The sequence below is a fragment of the Lancefieldella rimae ATCC 49626 genome (genome assembly GCF_000174015.1).
In the GTDB taxonomy this organism is placed as follows: Bacteria; Actinomycetota; Coriobacteriia; order Coriobacteriales; family Atopobiaceae; genus Lancefieldella; species Lancefieldella rimae.
Window position 1 is genome coordinate 306,794 of record NZ_ACFE01000001.1, and the last position, 15,473, is coordinate 322,266.

Here is a 15,473-nt window from a genome sequence, read left to right on the forward strand (position 1 = left end):
GACACTACCTCCTAAACTTTTTCGGTAACGGCATGGCCGAGAAGACCGGTTGGTTTAACAACAAGAACGACAATAAGCAGCAAAAACACAACGGCATCCTGCCAGACGGAAAGGCCAAGTGCGGCTACAGAAACTTCAACGAAGCCAACAACAAGGCCTCCGACGACGGCTCCGGGAATGGAACCGATGCCGCCCAGGACTGCCGCAACAAACGCCTTTGTTCCCAGCATAATGCCCATGGTGGGTGTTGCTTGGTGATATGCCATGCTGTAGAGAATTGCTCCGATACCTGCAAGCGCAGAACCAACGGCAAAGGTGAACGAAATGGTACTGTTAACATTGACGCCCATCAGGCGAGCCGCTCCCATGTCTTCCGAAACGGCGCGCATGGCTTTTCCAAGACGCGTCTTTTGCACAAGGAACGTCAAAACAATCGTTGAGATGCAGGTTATAGCAACGGTTAGAATAGCCGTCAGCGAAAGAGTGACGGCGCCAAAACTAACGGTCGTCAAATTAACAAACGACGGAACCACCTTTGCATCGGCTCCGAAAATAAGCTGTGAGCCGCTTTCCAAAAAATATGAAACACCAATGGCGGTAATAAGAACCGAAAGACGAGGTGCTTCTCTCAGCGGTGCATAGGCGATCTTATCGATTGCCACTCCCAATGCCATGCAGCCAACAATGCTTAAAAGCGCCGCAAGAGCAGGATGCATACCCAGCTGAGCCATGGCAATCCATGAGATATACGCGCCAGCCATAATAATATCGCCGTGTGCGAAGTTTAAGAGCAAAATAATGCCATACACCATGGTATATCCAAGGGCGACAAGGGCGTAGATACTGCCCAGTTGCAGGCCGTTTAAAAGTTGCGTAAAAAATGACACAGGACTCACTTCCTAACCCTCAATGGTGTCATAAATAACTTCTTTACCATCCTGAAATGCTACGATGAGCGTTGATTTCACCGGATCACCCGAGCCGTTATATGAAATGGCTCCCGTAACTCCGTCAACTTTGTTGGAGGCAATTGCCTCAATGGTGGCCTTGCGATATTCCAGTGTGCCCAGTGTATATCCAGCCTTTTCCACCACGGCAAGGGCCTGACATACAATCATTGCCGCATCGTAGCCAAGAGCACAAAAGTTTGTTGGAGCGCTTTGGTATTCTTCCTGGTAAGCCGCAACAAAGTCTTGAACCTTTTTATCCGTATTTGAGGCGACAAAGGATGAGTTATAAAAGCAATTATTCAGATCAGCAGCGGATGCATAATCTTGCTTTCCACCGATAATATTCGGCCATCCATCCGAGCCCATAATAACCCCCGTATATCCAAGCTGGCGAGCTTGCGTCACAATCTTGCCGTCATCTTGGTAGTAATTGGGACAGAAAATGGCATCGGGCTTTTTGGAGATGATGGTAGTGAGCTGAGCATTAAAGTCAACGGCTCCTTCGGGATACCCCTGCTGAGACGTAACCTGAATTCCCAATTCGTCAGCATGTTTAACAAAGGCATTGTTAACACCGGTTTCGTAGTCTCCGCCTGAATTAAAGATAGTGCCGATATTTTTATATCCCTGCTTATACGCAAACTCCGCCATCACACGACCCTGAAATGGATCGGTGACGCAGGCGCGAAACATATTATTCCCATGAACAACCACATCCCCCGCTGTTGCGGAAGCGGTCACACAAGGTATGGTGTCCAAAACGGACTTTTGTGCAAGTGCAATTGTTGGCGTTGAGGTAACATCGCCGATAATGGCGGTAACGCCCTCGTCAATCAGCTTGTTGTATACCAGAATGGCTTCCGTTGAATCGCCCTTCTCGTCTTCTGCAATAGCCTCAATTACCTTGCCATTCAAAATGCCTTGCTCGTTGAACTTCTTAATATAAAGGAGAGCTCCGCTTCGTACCGCCAACCCATATTGCGCGACATCTCCGGTGTACGGTCCCATAACACCTACGCGAATATGTGAGTTGTCCGCCCGTTGAGATCCACAACCCGCAAGAAATGCGGACGTGGCAATTGAGCTTGTCAGCGCAAAAAAGCGGCGGCGTGACATATACGCATCTGCCATATCTCAGGTCCTTCCAAACTACACTCCGTCAGTTGTAGTACGAAAGTGTATGACTGAGCCCGACCAAAGCCGGGCTCAAAGAAGTAAGTTTTTCTTTTTGTAACTTTTCTTTTTACGTCAAAGGTGAAACAAGAAAGTTTATGCTTCGATGGCTTCTTGCATACCTGTCGAGAAGTGCTTGGGACAGTAGCGCTTCTGAGACCTTGCCTCCGTCTGTTCTTTTTTCGCGGACTTCAAGGCTTCTATTTGTTCGGATGTTGTTGCCGGCGTTGGAATTCGCTCTAAGGAATGAGTACCACCGTCAATAAGACGGAAAAGCTCGCGCGTAGGACGCTGCTCTTCTTTTTTGGCAGCTCGCTGCATTTCTTCTTCAACGTCTGCAACAAGATGCTCGATATAGGCCGACCGTATGTAATCTGAATTTCCAAGAGAGTCTGACGTGCCTGCGTTCGCGGAAGTTCCACCTTGCGTCGCAATACCGGACGTAGCCGGAATAACTTCAATGGGATCGCGCGTAACATTGTGCGTATCATGGCCAAGTTTTGCGTCGAGCGCATCAAGCGCGAGCTCCCAGTCATCCTTGTGCGATAGTTCGGAAACCGTCCGTTTCTCGGGGAACATACCTTGATCAACAAAGGCTACGCGATCGGCAACGGGCACATCACCACGACCATCCAAATTGTGGTTCATGCTTCCGCATGCTTCTTCCATACGTGTTTTTGTCCCAACGGCCATATCCGTATGGTTTGCGATTGGCCTGAATGTGCGAGAAGAAAACTCATCCGGAATAGCCTCGGCTTCTATCGCAGTAATGCCAAAATCACGTGCGATGTTCTTCTCGCCAACCCTTGTGGTCCACCAGCTGGTACCAACATCACCCACGGTTCCGTCAGCACGAGGAATAACGGGCAGGCCTTCCATGGGATCTCCCCCAAGACGCTCTTTCAGCACCTCGGCAGCTCCACGGGCACGAGATGCCATGCGTTCACGAAAAGACATGAGCTTAAGGTAGTTCTCAGCAACTTGTTCGTAATCTTTTGCAGCATGTGCGGCGCGAGGTTGCGAATGTAGCGGTTCTTGAGAAGTCTTTACGTGTACCTTTGGACGAGCGGAAAGCGGTTTTGCCGCCTCGGATACATTGCTCTGCGAAACATGAATTGCGTTTTCATCGGATACATGTTGAACTCGGATACCCCGATTCTCGCTCCATTGCTGTGCGCGCATATGACGAGGTTTGTACTCGGTACATGCAAAGCTTTGAGGCCTATCAAGAGCGATAACCGTGCTTATATCAGCATTTTGAGAAACGCTGTGGGAGTGCTTGGATTCATATTGAACAACTGCCTCAGAGCTCGGTACTTCGGACAGCTCTTCTCGTTTTTGTTGGGCATGATAGCCAATAAGCCACGCGATTCCGGATACCATACCAATACATGAAAGACCGCCAACGGCACCAATGGCGGCGTATACCACCGGAGAGTCTGATGGCTCAAAGGTAGCAGCTTGGACAGATGCCGGCACCGCTGCCAACATTACTCCCCCAAGCAAACCAGCCATAACCGCTGGGTTTTTGCGCCATGTCATACGTACTCCTCCCACAAAACCACACGAAGGAGAGAGATTACAACCCTATACCGAGAAGAACATTGACCCATACGTCTTGGGTCTCAATGAGTTTGCAACGGTATGGGGTTCGTTTTATCTTCGTGTATCCGTTGCAGCATCTTTATGCCTATATGAGACTATAACGTACTTGTACCTGTTACGCAGCAATATTCACAAAATAATTTCAAATTTCAATCCAAGCGCTTCCGGAAGTGTCAGAAACTATTTAATTTTTGCAGTTCCCGCCATTCCTCCACCTGCAGCAGCACCTATAATCACTTTATATTTTCCGTCTGATGTTAATCCAGATTTTTCCGGCGTACCTTCTATTTGTGTATCAGGAGAGACCGCAGTGACCCATATACCATCACCACCAAAAGATCTTCCGGAACCGTCTTCATCTATATAAAAACTTCCCTTTGACAAAAACGCATACTCGTCATACACAACTCCCTGCTTCCAATAATGCGTATGACCAAATTCGCAATATTTTGTAGCTCTTTCTGTAGTTTCAAACGTTGCATACGGAAGATCAATCGTTACTTTCGTATCAGGATAGTTTTTCTCTTCATCAAGGCTTTCAGATTTTGGTGGCAGAGGAGTTGCATCCAAAGCACTATTCACCTGAGTCGTTGAAGCATCCACCCGCTTTAAAAAATCCTCTTTCCATGTATCACTCTCAAATGTACCATCCACAATGGTAGAAAGTTTATCAACGTATTGAGGAAGCCTTTCGAGACGATCTTGATATATTAAAAGACTTCTATGTGATAGTGGAACTCCTCCAAATTCCATTTCACTCACATCATTCAGTTCCTGTTCAAGGACAGTTCGAACGTTTTTTGTGAACTCCTCTTTTTTAGCCTGAACCGCCTGTTGGAGTTTTGAGAGCTCTTGCTCAGTTAAATCTTGAGAAGTTGAATCTTTTGAAGACGTGAGGGCATCCAACTTCTTTTCCATATCTGTAATTGCCTTTTCTTGTTTTAGACACCCCTCTATATTCTTCAAATCTCCTTCATCATCTGATGAATGATTCACCGTATGAAAAGAAAAGGTAACGCGCGTATCAAGAGCATCAACTTGAGCTTTAAGCTCTTTATAGCGAGAGGTGTCTTGCTTTGCATCCGTATCAGCCTTTTTTGCATCCTGCTTCGGAGCTTCTTGCGGGGCCTGCTGTGCATGACATCCCGCTACTCCTCCCCCACACACGACCATCATACAGACGACCGCGAGGACAAAAGCAGAATGTAGCTTTCCACGTACCTCAAAAAGCTTTTTAGTATAGCGATTCATATAAACTCCTTACATGACTAAAGAAAACCTTTAATCCATAAGACGAATCAACTATATAAAACGTTGCATACGCTTCAGAAATATTTTCTTTTACTCCATATATATCCCATATTATTACGCTAGCTCTGCCGCCTTTTTGGCAGACCGAATGAGAAAGTCCTCATTGTTTGCCGTCTGTTGCAGGCCCTTGATAAGCGCATTTGTGGCTCTCTCGGTTGTAGGCATGTTTGCAAGAGAGCGCCGCAGACCCCAAATCAATGGCTGGTAGTCAGGCTTCATAAGAAGATCTTCATTGCGCGTACCGGAAGCGACAGGATCGATTGCCGGGAAGATACGACGATCGGCCAAATCACGATCAAGCTTCAGCTCCATGTTGCCGGTACCCTTGAACTCCTCAAAGATAACCTCATCCATCTTGGAGCCGGTATCAATAAGGGCTGACGCAATAATGGTAAGCGAGCCGCCTCCTTCAATATTTCGTGCGGCACCCAAGAATTTCTTGGGCGGATAGAGTGCTGCTGAATCAACACCGCCGGAAAGAATGCGTCCTGATGCAGGAATAGCGAGGTTATATGCTCGAGCAAGGCGTGTGATAGAGTCGAGAATAACCACGACATCCTGACCCATCTCAACAAGGCGCTTTGCTCGCTCAATAACAAGCTCGGAAACAGCAGTGTGGTTTTCAGCAGGCATATCAAACGTTGAAGCAACTACCGTTCCCTGAATGGAGCGTTGCATATCGGTTACTTCTTCCGGACGCTCATCAACAAGCAAGCAGAACAGATGGACTTCCGGATTATTTGCTGAAATGGATTGACAAATCTTTTTCAGAATTGTTGTCTTTCCTGCCTTGGGAGGAGAAACGATCAACCCTCGCTGTCCCTTACCAATGGGAGCTACAAGATCAATGGCGCGACCGGTAATTGAATTCTTCCCGTGCTCAAGCTTAAGCGGCTCATTTGGGAAAATTGGAGTTAAATCACGAAAACGTGGACGAGACTTGAGGTTCTCGACCGATCCGCCGTTTACTTCAAGAACGCGCTGCAGCGGAGGATATTTGCTGTTTGCGCGTCCCGGGCTTACCGTTCCTACAATCTTATCTCCCTGCCGCAGGCCAAGATGACGGATGATTTGTTGGTGAACAAAGGCATCGTCATCGCCTTCCATATAGTTGCCCGTACGAACCCAGCCATACCCCTCAGGTCCAATCTGAAGGATACCTTCAACGGAGCGAAAACCTTCGTTTGCAGCGGCTGCGTGGTAAATCATTTCGATAAGGTCAGGTTTACGAATGCCAAGATACTCAAGGTTGAGCTCTGCCGCTTTTGCACGCAGTTCAGCGACCTTCATATCCGCCAGCATCTCTCGCGTAAGTGAAGGCTCTACCGGTGCTTGTTGGCGACGCTTGGAAGTGCGCTGGTTGGTGTTCTGCCGACGATCTCTCGAAGACTCACGCACGTCATGAGCATCATTTTTACTTTGCTGCTGAGAATCTCCGTGGGCGCCAGTAGTGTAGCGACGACGTATACGTGGTGCAGATACCTCGGAAGAATCTCCCGTACTTTCCTCAGGAGTTTGTGGAGCTACAAGCGCTCCTTTTGTTGCTGTATCCTCGGCGGACGTTGTTGGCTGGGGGGATTTTTCTAAATGTGATGACGCTGCCTGCACAATCAGACGATTCATCTCGGCGTCAACGGTTTCATTTTTACGAGGACGTCCACGACGGCGCCTTAGCTTAACTTCTCCAATACCATGCTCTCCGTCGCCACTATCTGAAATTGTTTCTTGCTGTGGCTCCTGAGCGGATTTTGGCTGTGAGGTGGAACCTTTGACCGCTACATCTGTCGAAGCCTCTACATCAACCTTGCGAGGACGCCCACGACGACGCTTGGGAGCGGCTACCTGCTCTCCATCAGCAGGAGAAGCCGACGCTGACTCAGAAGTATCCATCATGGGAGATGCGTCCGGCTTATTATCGACTTTAATTTCAGACTTACGCGGACGACCACGGCGTCGCTTTGTTTTTTCTTCTGTATTGGCAGTACCTGTAGTTGGTTGAGGCTGCTCCGTTATTTTTTCCTGTGCAGCACTCTCTGTCTTACGGGGGCGTCCACGACGACGCTTGGGGGCGGCTACCGGCTCTTCGGAAACCTCTAGGGCAGAAAGGGAATCAACATCCGCCATATACTATGCCTCTCTATTTCAATCCAAAATACATAACTAAAATAAAATCTCTTTGTCAAATAGTAGATAGTAAGCGCAATACAAGCGCCATAAGCTTGCAAGAAATACTGCAAGCAGGAAGAACTATAACACAATTATGCCCGCCTTGCACCAAAAAATAAAGGAAGTTGCAAGGCGGGCTATATAAGGCGCCGGCGCTAGGTGTACTGGGGGAAATACACACTATGCACTAACGCGCGCCCTCCTCTTAACAACCAGCCGTACAATCTGCTGATTGATTAAATGGGCTGAATACGTACCCTGTGGTGTCAAGGTAATCTTGGTTGAGCGTCGAGAAAGTACGACATCCTTTGAGCGTTCTATAAGACCTTCATTTGCAAGGGCGGTAATGGACATGGAGACAGTTGGCTGCAATAAACCAAGATCATCAACAAGTTCATTAACCGTACGAGTACCGCTTTTGGCATCATGCAAACATAAAAGAACCAAATCTCCCGCACGACAAAACAGAGCGCCCATGGCATTGACGTACATACAAATACGTTCTGCCGAAGTGCGCGCAAGCGCTTGACCCGGAGAGATGCAGGCACAGGTAAGGCGAGCTAAATCAAGAACAGCAGTATGTCCTTTTTCAGTCAACGTACACACCACATTGCGGTGATCCGAAGAACCTTCCTCACGATGTATGAACCCTAATTTTGCAAGGTGAGACGTACGATGCGTGATTGTGGGGCGAAGCGCTCCTTGATATTCCGCAATTTCAGATGTCTTAATCGAACTATCTTGTACTTTCAAGCGGCATAAGATAGCAAATTCTTCAAACGTTAATCGCCTATTTGCCGGAACAGATCTCCGTACCAAGTTGTAGGATCTGCGGATGGACATGTACTCCCGAAGCTCCATCTTAGACCTCCGTTCTATGCCCGAACGATAAGTTCTTTATACTCTCAAAAACAGTATACTCCTAAAACTCTGCCGATTATGTGGGAACACAACAATAGTTTTCAAATATATTATGCATACAATAACAGACTTATGACATCAAAATTTGAAATCATAAGCCCGTTATAAAACTCTCGTGAATAAAAAGAACTTTAAGTATCTTTTCTCGCTTGATTTGTCTTCACAAAAATACCATGTAGAAAAATGCAACTACATGCTTTGTGGCGCACTCACTCCAATCAAGTTAAGAGCAAGGGCAAGAACCCGACGTGTAGCGTCGCAGGCGGCCAAGCGTGCACGTGAAAGATCCTCATCAAGCGGACGACTCTCAGACGGAAGAACCTGACAGACCGTGTAGAAACCATGGAAATCGGATGCAAGCTCCTCAACATAGTGCGTAATACGGAACGGAGCACGATCTCTTGCACAATTCTCAACGAGCGTTGGGAATTCAGAGAGCTTACGAGACAGTGCCTGCTCAACATTCTCAGAAAGAAGACTCAGGTCATACGAGTCTCCAATGGCACGCGATGCTACCTCATCCATTCCAAGCTCTTGCGCTTCTTCTATGCTTACACCGGCACCACGGCGAAGAATAGAGCAGATACGCGCATGGGCATATTGCACATAATACACAGGATTTGAGCTGTCCTGACGCTTTACCTGTTCAATGTCAAAATCGATCATCTGATTGGATGATTTGGACATCAGCGTATAACGTGTTGCGTCAACGCTCACTTCGCCAAGCAATTCATCAAAAGGAATACCGGTTCCCTTACGTTTAGACATCTTTACGGGAGTTCCGTTACGCAGCAAATTGACAAACTGGCCGAGAAGAACCTCAAATTGTCCCGGGAATCCAAGCGCGGTACAAACCGAGTCAACACGCTGGATATAGCCATGGTGATCGGCTCCCCAAATATCAATGACATGATCAACACGCTGGAACTTGTTCCAGTGGTAAGCCACATCGGAAGCAAAATACGTGTATTCACCGTTAGACTTTATGAGTACGCGGTCCTTATCGTCACCAAATTTTGTTGAACGGAAGAAAAGCGCTCCGTCCTCATGGTAGAGATACCCCATACCATCAAGTGTTTCAAGGGCTCGGTCAACCGCAGACTTGCCGTTTTCATCCGGAACATACAGAGAGCGCTCAGAGAACCAGACATCAAAGTCTGAACGAGCATTGTGGCACGTTGCTTTAATAGACTCAAGCATCAGCTTATAGCCACGCTCACGAAAATCAGCCATACGGTCATCTTCGCTGGCGCTCACCCAAGCGTCTCCGTTCTCCTCACAGAAGCGCTTTGCAAGATCAATGATGTAATCGCCACCATATGCATTACCGCCGAGCGACTCATTAAAGGCGTCCATATAGGGGTGAGTTTCAGGACGAGAATCATCCTCATCCTCAATAAAGGCTTCGCGGTCGTCCAAAAGCATCTGATAGGCCTCTTGGAGCTCCACGTTCTTCTGTGCCATGATTTCATTCAGCTGAAGATAGCGCTTTGAGATTGAAGAGCCAAAAACATCCATCTGGGAGCCGTGATCGTTAATGTAATACTCACGCTCAACATCATAGCCGGCATGCTCAAACACACGGCACAGCGAATCGCCAAGTGCTGCCCACCGACCATGACCAACATGAAGCGGACCCACCGGGTTGGCGGAAATGTATTCCACCTGAATCTTTGTACCCTTGCCAAAATCCGACTTACCAAAATCCGCACCCTGCTCACGAATGGTACGGAAAATTTCATTTCCAGCAGCGGTTGAAAGATAGAAGTTTACAAATCCCGGTCCGGCAATCTCCACGCGTTCAATTTCCGGAACATCCGACATATGTGCAACAAGTGCGGCAGCAATGTCGCGAGGAGACTTGTGGGCAAGGCGAGCCGAGCGCATGGCTACCGTAGAGGTCCAATCGCCATTTGAAGCATCAGCCGGTCGCTCAAGGCCCAGATCCTCGACCTCAAACTGGGGTAAGTCTCCTTGTGCCTGAGCATCTGCCAGTGCCTTACGTACCAGCTGCTCGATCTTCTCGCGCATAAAATCTCCTTGTATGTCAAAACGCATCTATTCCACATGGCCTAAGCCACTCGATTGCACAAGACTTTTGCCCTGTAACAATCGGCTGGTTATTGTACCACTTATTCGCTGGTAGTTGTGACAGCACACGCATGCTCCACGGCAAGTTCATGACGGAGCTTTGCAAGCCCCTGTTCAAGACCAACCGTATACACCTGAGGATTTAAGAAGCGCGTATAAGCGGGATCCAAATGCATCAGTGCGTCATGGCAGCGCTCGCGTGCCACTTCAATGGTCTCGGCCTCTTTTGTCCGCGTGCCATCTGCAACCACACGAATCATCAGCTCTTGCGAAGTACCTGCAAGTTTATGAGTGGAGTATGGATCGAGAATATCGGTTACTACCGCAGACGTCTCGACGTTTTGGGCGAGAAGCACCGCTTCGTCGTAAATCATATCGCCTATCGGGCATCCGCTCATGTCGTAGTAGCGGCGAATAGACTGAATACCAGGGATGGTGCGCTTGTAAGCCATCTCGGAAAGCTTGATAACCGGCCTCCACGCTTCATCTTTATGTTCCCGAATGGCACTCAGCTTATAGACACCGCCAAGTGACGGCTGAGGATCACACGTGGCCAGTTTGGTGCCAACACCAAAGGAATCAATAGGGGCACCTTGGGCAAAAAGTGATTGAATCGTATATTCATCAAGATCGTTTGATACGGAAATCTTTACATACGGCAGTCCCGCATCGTCAAAGGCGGCACGAGCTTCTTTGGCCAGCTTTGCCAGGTCTCCGGAATCTATACGAACGGCACCGAGCTTCTCGCCACGCTCTTCCATTTCTTTGCCCACGATAATGGCATTTTTAATACCTTCATGGACATCATAGGTATCCAGAAGAAGCGCACAGTTTTTAGGGAAGGAACGGGCAAACGCTCGGAATGCTTCCAGCTCCGTTGAAAAAGACATAACCCACGAGTGAGCGTGCGTCCCAAATACGGGGATTCCGTAAATCTTTCCGGCAAGAACGTTTGAAGTGCTTGAAGCACCGGCAATATACGATGCGCGAGCAACCGCAAGACCACCGTCAGGACCCTGTGCCCGGCGCAATCCAAAGTCAGAAACAGGATTTCCCTGAGCCGCACGGATAACGCGAGCGGTTTTGGTGGCCACAAGCGTTTGGAAATTAACAAGATTGAGCAGCGCGGTTTCAATGAGCTGACAGTCAATAATGGGGCCTGTGACGCGAACGATTGGCTCACGCGGAAACACAAGCTCGCCTTCAGGAATGGCATCGATCGTAAGATTCAGTCGATGATTGCGCAAAAAGTCAAGAAATCCGGGCTTAAAGAGGCTTCCGCCACCAGGAGAAGGAACGCTTGCCAAGTAGCTGATATCGTCATCTTCAAATACAAAATTTTCAACAAGATCCGCTATCTGACCAATACCGCATGCAATGGCATAGCCGCCACCGAAGGGATTCTCGCGGAAAAACGCGGTAAAACAGGCTTCATTATCAACCATCCCCGATTCCCAGTATCCCTGTGCCATAGTGAGTTCGTAGAGATCCGTATTCAAACATACGTCGGACGGTTTGGTGCGATCGGTTAACGACATAGCGCTCACTTCCCCCTTGAGTGAATTGTTCACTGGGTTGCATTGTTAAGGTTAATGTACTACGAAAGTTGCAATAAAGAAAAGTATGGCGAGAAGAACTACCGATATTATGACGATTTTCTGACCAATCGGCATTCTGAGATCATCTTCATCCGGCTGCATGAGCTTGGCACCACGGGCTCGAACCTCGGCAATGTGCTCGGCTTCTTTGCGCTCTTGCTCGATACTTTTTGCCTGAGCTTGTTCCGCTCTGAGCTGTTCGAGCTCCGCGCGCTCGGCTGCAGCCTGCGCTTGAGCCTCTCGCAATTTCTTTTCCTGTCTGAGGCGCTCTAGCTCAGCGCGCTCATCTTTGGAAAGAGTGTGCATATCATCTGACATAGCCGCTCCTTATAGTTTGATCTTCTCGTCGTAGCTTCTCGTTGTGCCTTTTCGTTGTATCTTCTCGTTGTATGCTCGGTCTTCGCAATTCACCAAAGTCTATCCGTGAATGTCCGTAGTTCCTTGATGGGATTGGGGTACCAAAAGTGCCGGACCTTCAATCCCCGTTGCATCAAATTGTGGCACAAAGCTCTCGGAAACAGTACCGCCTTCCTGCCACCAGATTTGTTTGAACCCAAGATCGTCGGCGTGGCAAATGACAATTTCATATTCCTCATCCGAAAGCGTCGCAGACAGAAGGCCTCCTTGCTTGAGGCAGCGCTCATTCGGCGTGTATTGATTCATGATGGACACATCAACGTCATTGCCACAGATATTCCAAATCCGGTTAAGTACCTCGCACGAATCGTCTGCGTGCCCCGGAAGCACAAGGTGGCGCACAATAATGCCCTGTTGCATGCTGCCGTCTGCGCTCATCTTGCGACCACCATGAGCGCGCAGAAGACTTAGCATCTCCGTCAGAGCCGCAGCCGCAACATCGGGATAATCCTGGGCGTATGAAAGTTCTTTTGCCAAACGTGTGTTGGCGTATTTGAAGTCGGTAAGCCATACGTCAATAACGTCTCCCATGGCACGTATTACCTGCACAAGTTCGTATCCCGAGGTATTACATACAATAGGAAGGTTAAGCCCTGCCTGTTTGGCAAGCATAATGGCTTTTTTCACCTGCGGTGCAAAGTGCATCGGCGTAACCAGGTTGATATTGAGTGCTCCCTGCTCCCGCAGCTCAAGCATCATACATGCAAGACGCTCAACCGATACCGCACGGCCAAAACCCTCTTGTGAAATCTGGTGATTTTGGCAAAACACGCAGCGAAGAGGGCAGCCGCTAAAAAAGATGGCTCCCGACCCTGCCTCCCCCGATATAGGCGGCTCTTCCCAAAAATGCAAAGCCGAGCGAGCAACGCGAAGCGTATTTGAAGCACCACAGAACCCGGCTTTTCCAGAGTTTCTTCTCGCCTTACAGCGACGAGGACAAAGCTCACACATATCGTATGCCAAAAAGGCTGGCGATGTATCCAAGGCTAGCGATGTATCCAAAGTTACGGCCCTCTGTTCACGTATAAAAAACGCGCAGGCGAGAAGCACTGCGCGTGAAGTTTGCATGGTGGAGATAAAGGGATTCGAACCCTCGGCCTCTGCCTTGCGAAGGCAGCGCTCTCCCAACTGAGCTATATCCCCGTCTTGCGTACTTGCCGTAACTATGTCCAAGAGTCTGTAGCTACTGAGCATCCGAACGATACCGAACACAAGTCACAACAAGTGCATATGTATTGTGGCGATTCTTTGGGAATGTGTCAACGTTTATATGAATAGAGCTTTTAGAGAGAGCTTTTAGCGTATGGAAAGCTCATACAAAAGACCTTCCCCGTGGTCATATTATGAACCCACCTTCATAAGGTGGGTGCCGCACCCGTCTCTTCCAGCTTTCTCGACAACGGAGAATCCCTGTACTAACACGGGAATCAGGCTCCCTTGTAAAACTTGTCGGTTCACCCAGTTTTGACCACGGGGAAGAGACACTTACACTATATAAAATCCTGACATTTAATAAAGTCTTGACTTGTTTTTCTAACATGAGAAAATTAATAGGATGTGAGTTTTAGCAGTTAAAGAGTATTTTTCAGGGTGCGGAAGGAATTGAGCGTGGATCTTTGCTTACTTATGCTCGGAGTCTTTTGTATCGCCGCCCTTCTCGCCTGCTTTATTACTCCCCCCATACGAAAACTTGCCTGGACGTTAGGCGTAGTGGATAAGCCCAGCAAACGACGCATCAATAAAAAACCTATCGCACGTCTTGGTGGCGTGGCCTTGTTTGTTGGCCTTGTCGCCTCTCTTGCTTTGTACTTTGTGGTGCGCGACAAAAACGGCGGCCTTTTTGATAAAAACGTTAACTTCTATCTGTTGAGCTTGGCATTTCTTATCATTTTTGCAACCGGTCTCATCGATGATTTCATCTCTTTAAAGCCTCTGCAAAAACTATTAGGACAAGTCGTAGCGGCTTGTCTTGCCGCCGCTGCCGGACTTGTTATTGGTAAAGTTGCAGACCCTCTGAACAGCGGCAGCTTTATTTCTCTAGGTCTTCTTGCCTATCCCGCCACTGTTATCTATCTCGTTGCCTGGACAAACATCATTAACTTAATTGACGGTCTCGACGGTCTTGCCGCAGGGGTATCGTGTATTGCAGCGGCCACCATGTTTATTCTTTCCATATGGGCACATCGTCTCGATGCCGCCGCGCTCAGCCTGGCCATTGCGGGAAGCACGCTCGGTTTTCTTGTACACAATTTCTATCCCGCCCGTATTTTTATGGGAGATTCAGGAGCGCTTACCCTTGGGTTTGCCCTTGGCACGGTCTCACTTCTTTCCGTCACAAGAATCGCGGGTCTTACCACTATTATCGTGCCTCTTGTTGTTGCCGGTATTCCAATTATCGATACCTTTTCCGCCATTGTGCGACGCACCCGCGCCCACGTAAGTTTTGCCACTGCAGATCGCGGACACATCCACCACCGTCTTATGGCTGCCGGATACAATCAGCGTCAAGCGGTTCTTTTTATCTACGCTTGGACCGGTCTTTTGTGCATTGGATCTCTTGTAATGACACAGGTCAACGCCCTGCCGCGTATTGCAATCTTTATGATGCTTCTTGCGATGTCTGCAGTATTTGCCAAGCACCTTCATCTTTTTGAGCCGGTGCTTTTACATCATACCGACCCGGGAACCGGAGAAGATGAGCTCATAACGCCAACAGACCCTGAATTTCAAGATGAAATTGAGCAACTCCACGAACGTGAGCACGAACGCGTTGAAGAGTTTGAGGAAGCAGCCGGTATTCGTCGAAGCAACGCTACTAAAAACACAAGCAGGGCTGGGAGGGAAACAAACAAAATCGATAAGGAAGACTAGTTCATATACCCGGTTGAAGCCAATGAAGTCAGTTTTTTCGCTTTCTTGCTGCTATAAGGACAGTCAAAAGCAGGATGCCAGCAAGAATGAATCCCACGGCTGCCATATCTGACTTAAGGCGAACCACAATAAGCTGGGGAATCATGAGAGCGTAAGCAAAAGCCAGCTTAAACAATGCAACCACTAAAACAGCACCGATACCGTATAATACCAGACGCTTGATACCATCCTGCACATTATCAAAACGCGAACGCTTCGGGTTCTTCTCGCTCATCATTCCTCCTTACTCACAATCGCCGTTTTTTGCTACTAAAAAATCAGCTCATCAGCCTGTATAAAGGCCACAATAAATAGGATACCATGCCCTTTA

General features: G+C 48.4%; 12 protein-coding genes and 1 tRNA gene. 1 reads left to right on the forward strand and 12 read right to left on the reverse strand.

What is annotated here, in order from left to right; all coding sequences use genetic code 11:
* Positions 1 to 11: 11 nt before the first annotated feature.
* The 11 genes from ATORI0001_RS01500 to ATORI0001_RS01550 all read right to left on the reverse strand — a co-directional run bounded on the left by ATORI0001_RS01500 (position 12) and on the right by ATORI0001_RS01550 (position 13,375).
* Complete coding sequence (locus ATORI0001_RS01500; protein ID WP_003148450.1) at positions 12 to 887, reverse strand: branched-chain amino acid ABC transporter permease; 876 nt, start codon at positions 885 to 887, stop codon at positions 12 to 14.
* Positions 888 to 899: 12 nt separating this feature from the next.
* On the reverse strand, positions 900 to 2,081 hold the full coding sequence (locus ATORI0001_RS01505) for an ABC transporter substrate-binding protein (protein ID WP_003148157.1): 1,182 nt from the start codon (positions 2,079 to 2,081) through the stop codon (positions 900 to 902).
* A 138-nt stretch (positions 2,082 to 2,219) separates the two neighbouring features.
* Entirely contained in the window at positions 2,220 to 3,665 is a 1,446-nt protein-coding gene (locus ATORI0001_RS01510; RefSeq protein ID WP_003148254.1) for a hypothetical protein, read from the reverse strand.
* A gap of 243 nt (positions 3,666 to 3,908) precedes the next feature.
* On the reverse strand, positions 3,909 to 4,979 hold the full coding sequence (locus ATORI0001_RS01515) for an OmpH family outer membrane protein (RefSeq protein ID WP_003148681.1): 1,071 nt from the start codon (positions 4,977 to 4,979) through the stop codon (positions 3,909 to 3,911).
* A 114-nt stretch (positions 4,980 to 5,093) separates the two neighbouring features.
* Positions 5,094 to 7,163: a transcription termination factor Rho gene (rho, locus tag ATORI0001_RS01520; RefSeq protein ID WP_003148816.1), complete on the reverse strand. Its 2,070-nt coding sequence runs from the start codon at positions 7,161 to 7,163 to the stop codon at positions 5,094 to 5,096.
* A 222-nt stretch (positions 7,164 to 7,385) separates the two neighbouring features.
* Complete coding sequence (locus ATORI0001_RS01525) at positions 7,386 to 8,066, reverse strand: MarR family transcriptional regulator (protein ID WP_003148826.1); 681 nt, start codon at positions 8,064 to 8,066, stop codon at positions 7,386 to 7,388.
* Positions 8,067 to 8,315: 249 nt separating this feature from the next.
* Positions 8,316 to 10,157 carry an arginine--tRNA ligase gene (gene argS, locus ATORI0001_RS01530; protein WP_003148491.1) on the reverse strand — a complete coding sequence of 614 codons (1,842 nt, stop codon included), beginning with the start codon at positions 10,155 to 10,157 and terminating at the stop codon, positions 8,316 to 8,318.
* A 101-nt stretch (positions 10,158 to 10,258) separates the two neighbouring features.
* Positions 10,259 to 11,755: a nicotinate phosphoribosyltransferase gene (locus ATORI0001_RS01535; RefSeq protein ID WP_003148312.1), complete on the reverse strand. Its 1,497-nt coding sequence runs from the start codon at positions 11,753 to 11,755 to the stop codon at positions 10,259 to 10,261.
* Positions 11,756 to 11,806: 51 nt separating this feature from the next.
* Positions 11,807 to 12,133, reverse strand: coding sequence for a hypothetical protein (locus ATORI0001_RS01540; RefSeq protein ID WP_003148383.1), 327 nt, complete (start codon positions 12,131 to 12,133; stop codon positions 11,807 to 11,809).
* Positions 12,134 to 12,232: 99 nt separating this feature from the next.
* On the reverse strand, positions 12,233 to 13,183 hold the full coding sequence (locus tag ATORI0001_RS01545) for a radical SAM protein (protein WP_050768514.1): 951 nt from the start codon (positions 13,181 to 13,183) through the stop codon (positions 12,233 to 12,235).
* Between the two features lie 116 nt (positions 13,184 to 13,299).
* Positions 13,300 to 13,375, reverse strand: a tRNA-Ala gene (locus ATORI0001_RS01550).
* A gap of 465 nt (positions 13,376 to 13,840) precedes the next feature.
* On the opposite strand from ATORI0001_RS01550, the gene ATORI0001_RS01555 reads away from it, so the two are divergent.
* A complete protein-coding gene (locus tag ATORI0001_RS01555) occupies positions 13,841 to 15,103 on the forward strand; it encodes a glycosyltransferase family 4 protein (RefSeq protein ID WP_003148311.1) in 1,263 nt (420 codons plus the stop codon).
* A gap of 28 nt (positions 15,104 to 15,131) precedes the next feature.
* Here ATORI0001_RS01555 and ATORI0001_RS01560 read toward each other — a convergent pair whose 3' ends face one another.
* Entirely contained in the window at positions 15,132 to 15,377 is a 246-nt protein-coding gene (locus ATORI0001_RS01560; protein ID WP_003148201.1) for a hypothetical protein, read from the reverse strand.
* Between the last annotated feature and the right edge of the window lie 96 nt (positions 15,378 to 15,473).

Coding starts and splice junctions, on each gene's coding strand:
- ATORI0001_RS01505 (WP_003148157.1), bottom strand. CDS start 2,081: ATGGCAGATGCGTATATGTCACGCCGCCGCTTTTTTGCGCTGACAAGC.
- ATORI0001_RS01525 (WP_003148826.1), bottom strand. CDS start 8,066: ATGGAGCTTCGGGAGTACATGTCCATCCGCAGATCCTACAACTTGGTA.
- argS (WP_003148491.1), bottom strand. CDS start 10,157: ATGCGCGAGAAGATCGAGCAGCTGGTACGTAAGGCACTGGCAGATGCT.
- ATORI0001_RS01560 (WP_003148201.1), bottom strand. CDS start 15,377: ATGAGCGAGAAGAACCCGAAGCGTTCGCGTTTTGATAATGTGCAGGAT.
- ATORI0001_RS01535 (WP_003148312.1), bottom strand. CDS start 11,755: ATGTCGTTAACCGATCGCACCAAACCGTCCGACGTATGTTTGAATACG.
- ATORI0001_RS01540 (WP_003148383.1), bottom strand. CDS start 12,133: ATGTCAGATGATATGCACACTCTTTCCAAAGATGAGCGCGCTGAGCTA.
- ATORI0001_RS01545 (WP_050768514.1), bottom strand. CDS start 13,183: ATGTGTGAGCTTTGTCCTCGTCGCTGTAAGGCGAGAAGAAACTCTGGA.
- ATORI0001_RS01515 (WP_003148681.1), bottom strand. CDS start 4,979: ATGAATCGCTATACTAAAAAGCTTTTTGAGGTACGTGGAAAGCTACAT.
- ATORI0001_RS01510 (WP_003148254.1), bottom strand. CDS start 3,665: ATGACATGGCGCAAAAACCCAGCGGTTATGGCTGGTTTGCTTGGGGGA.
- rho (WP_003148816.1), bottom strand. CDS start 7,163: ATGGCGGATGTTGATTCCCTTTCTGCCCTAGAGGTTTCCGAAGAGCCG.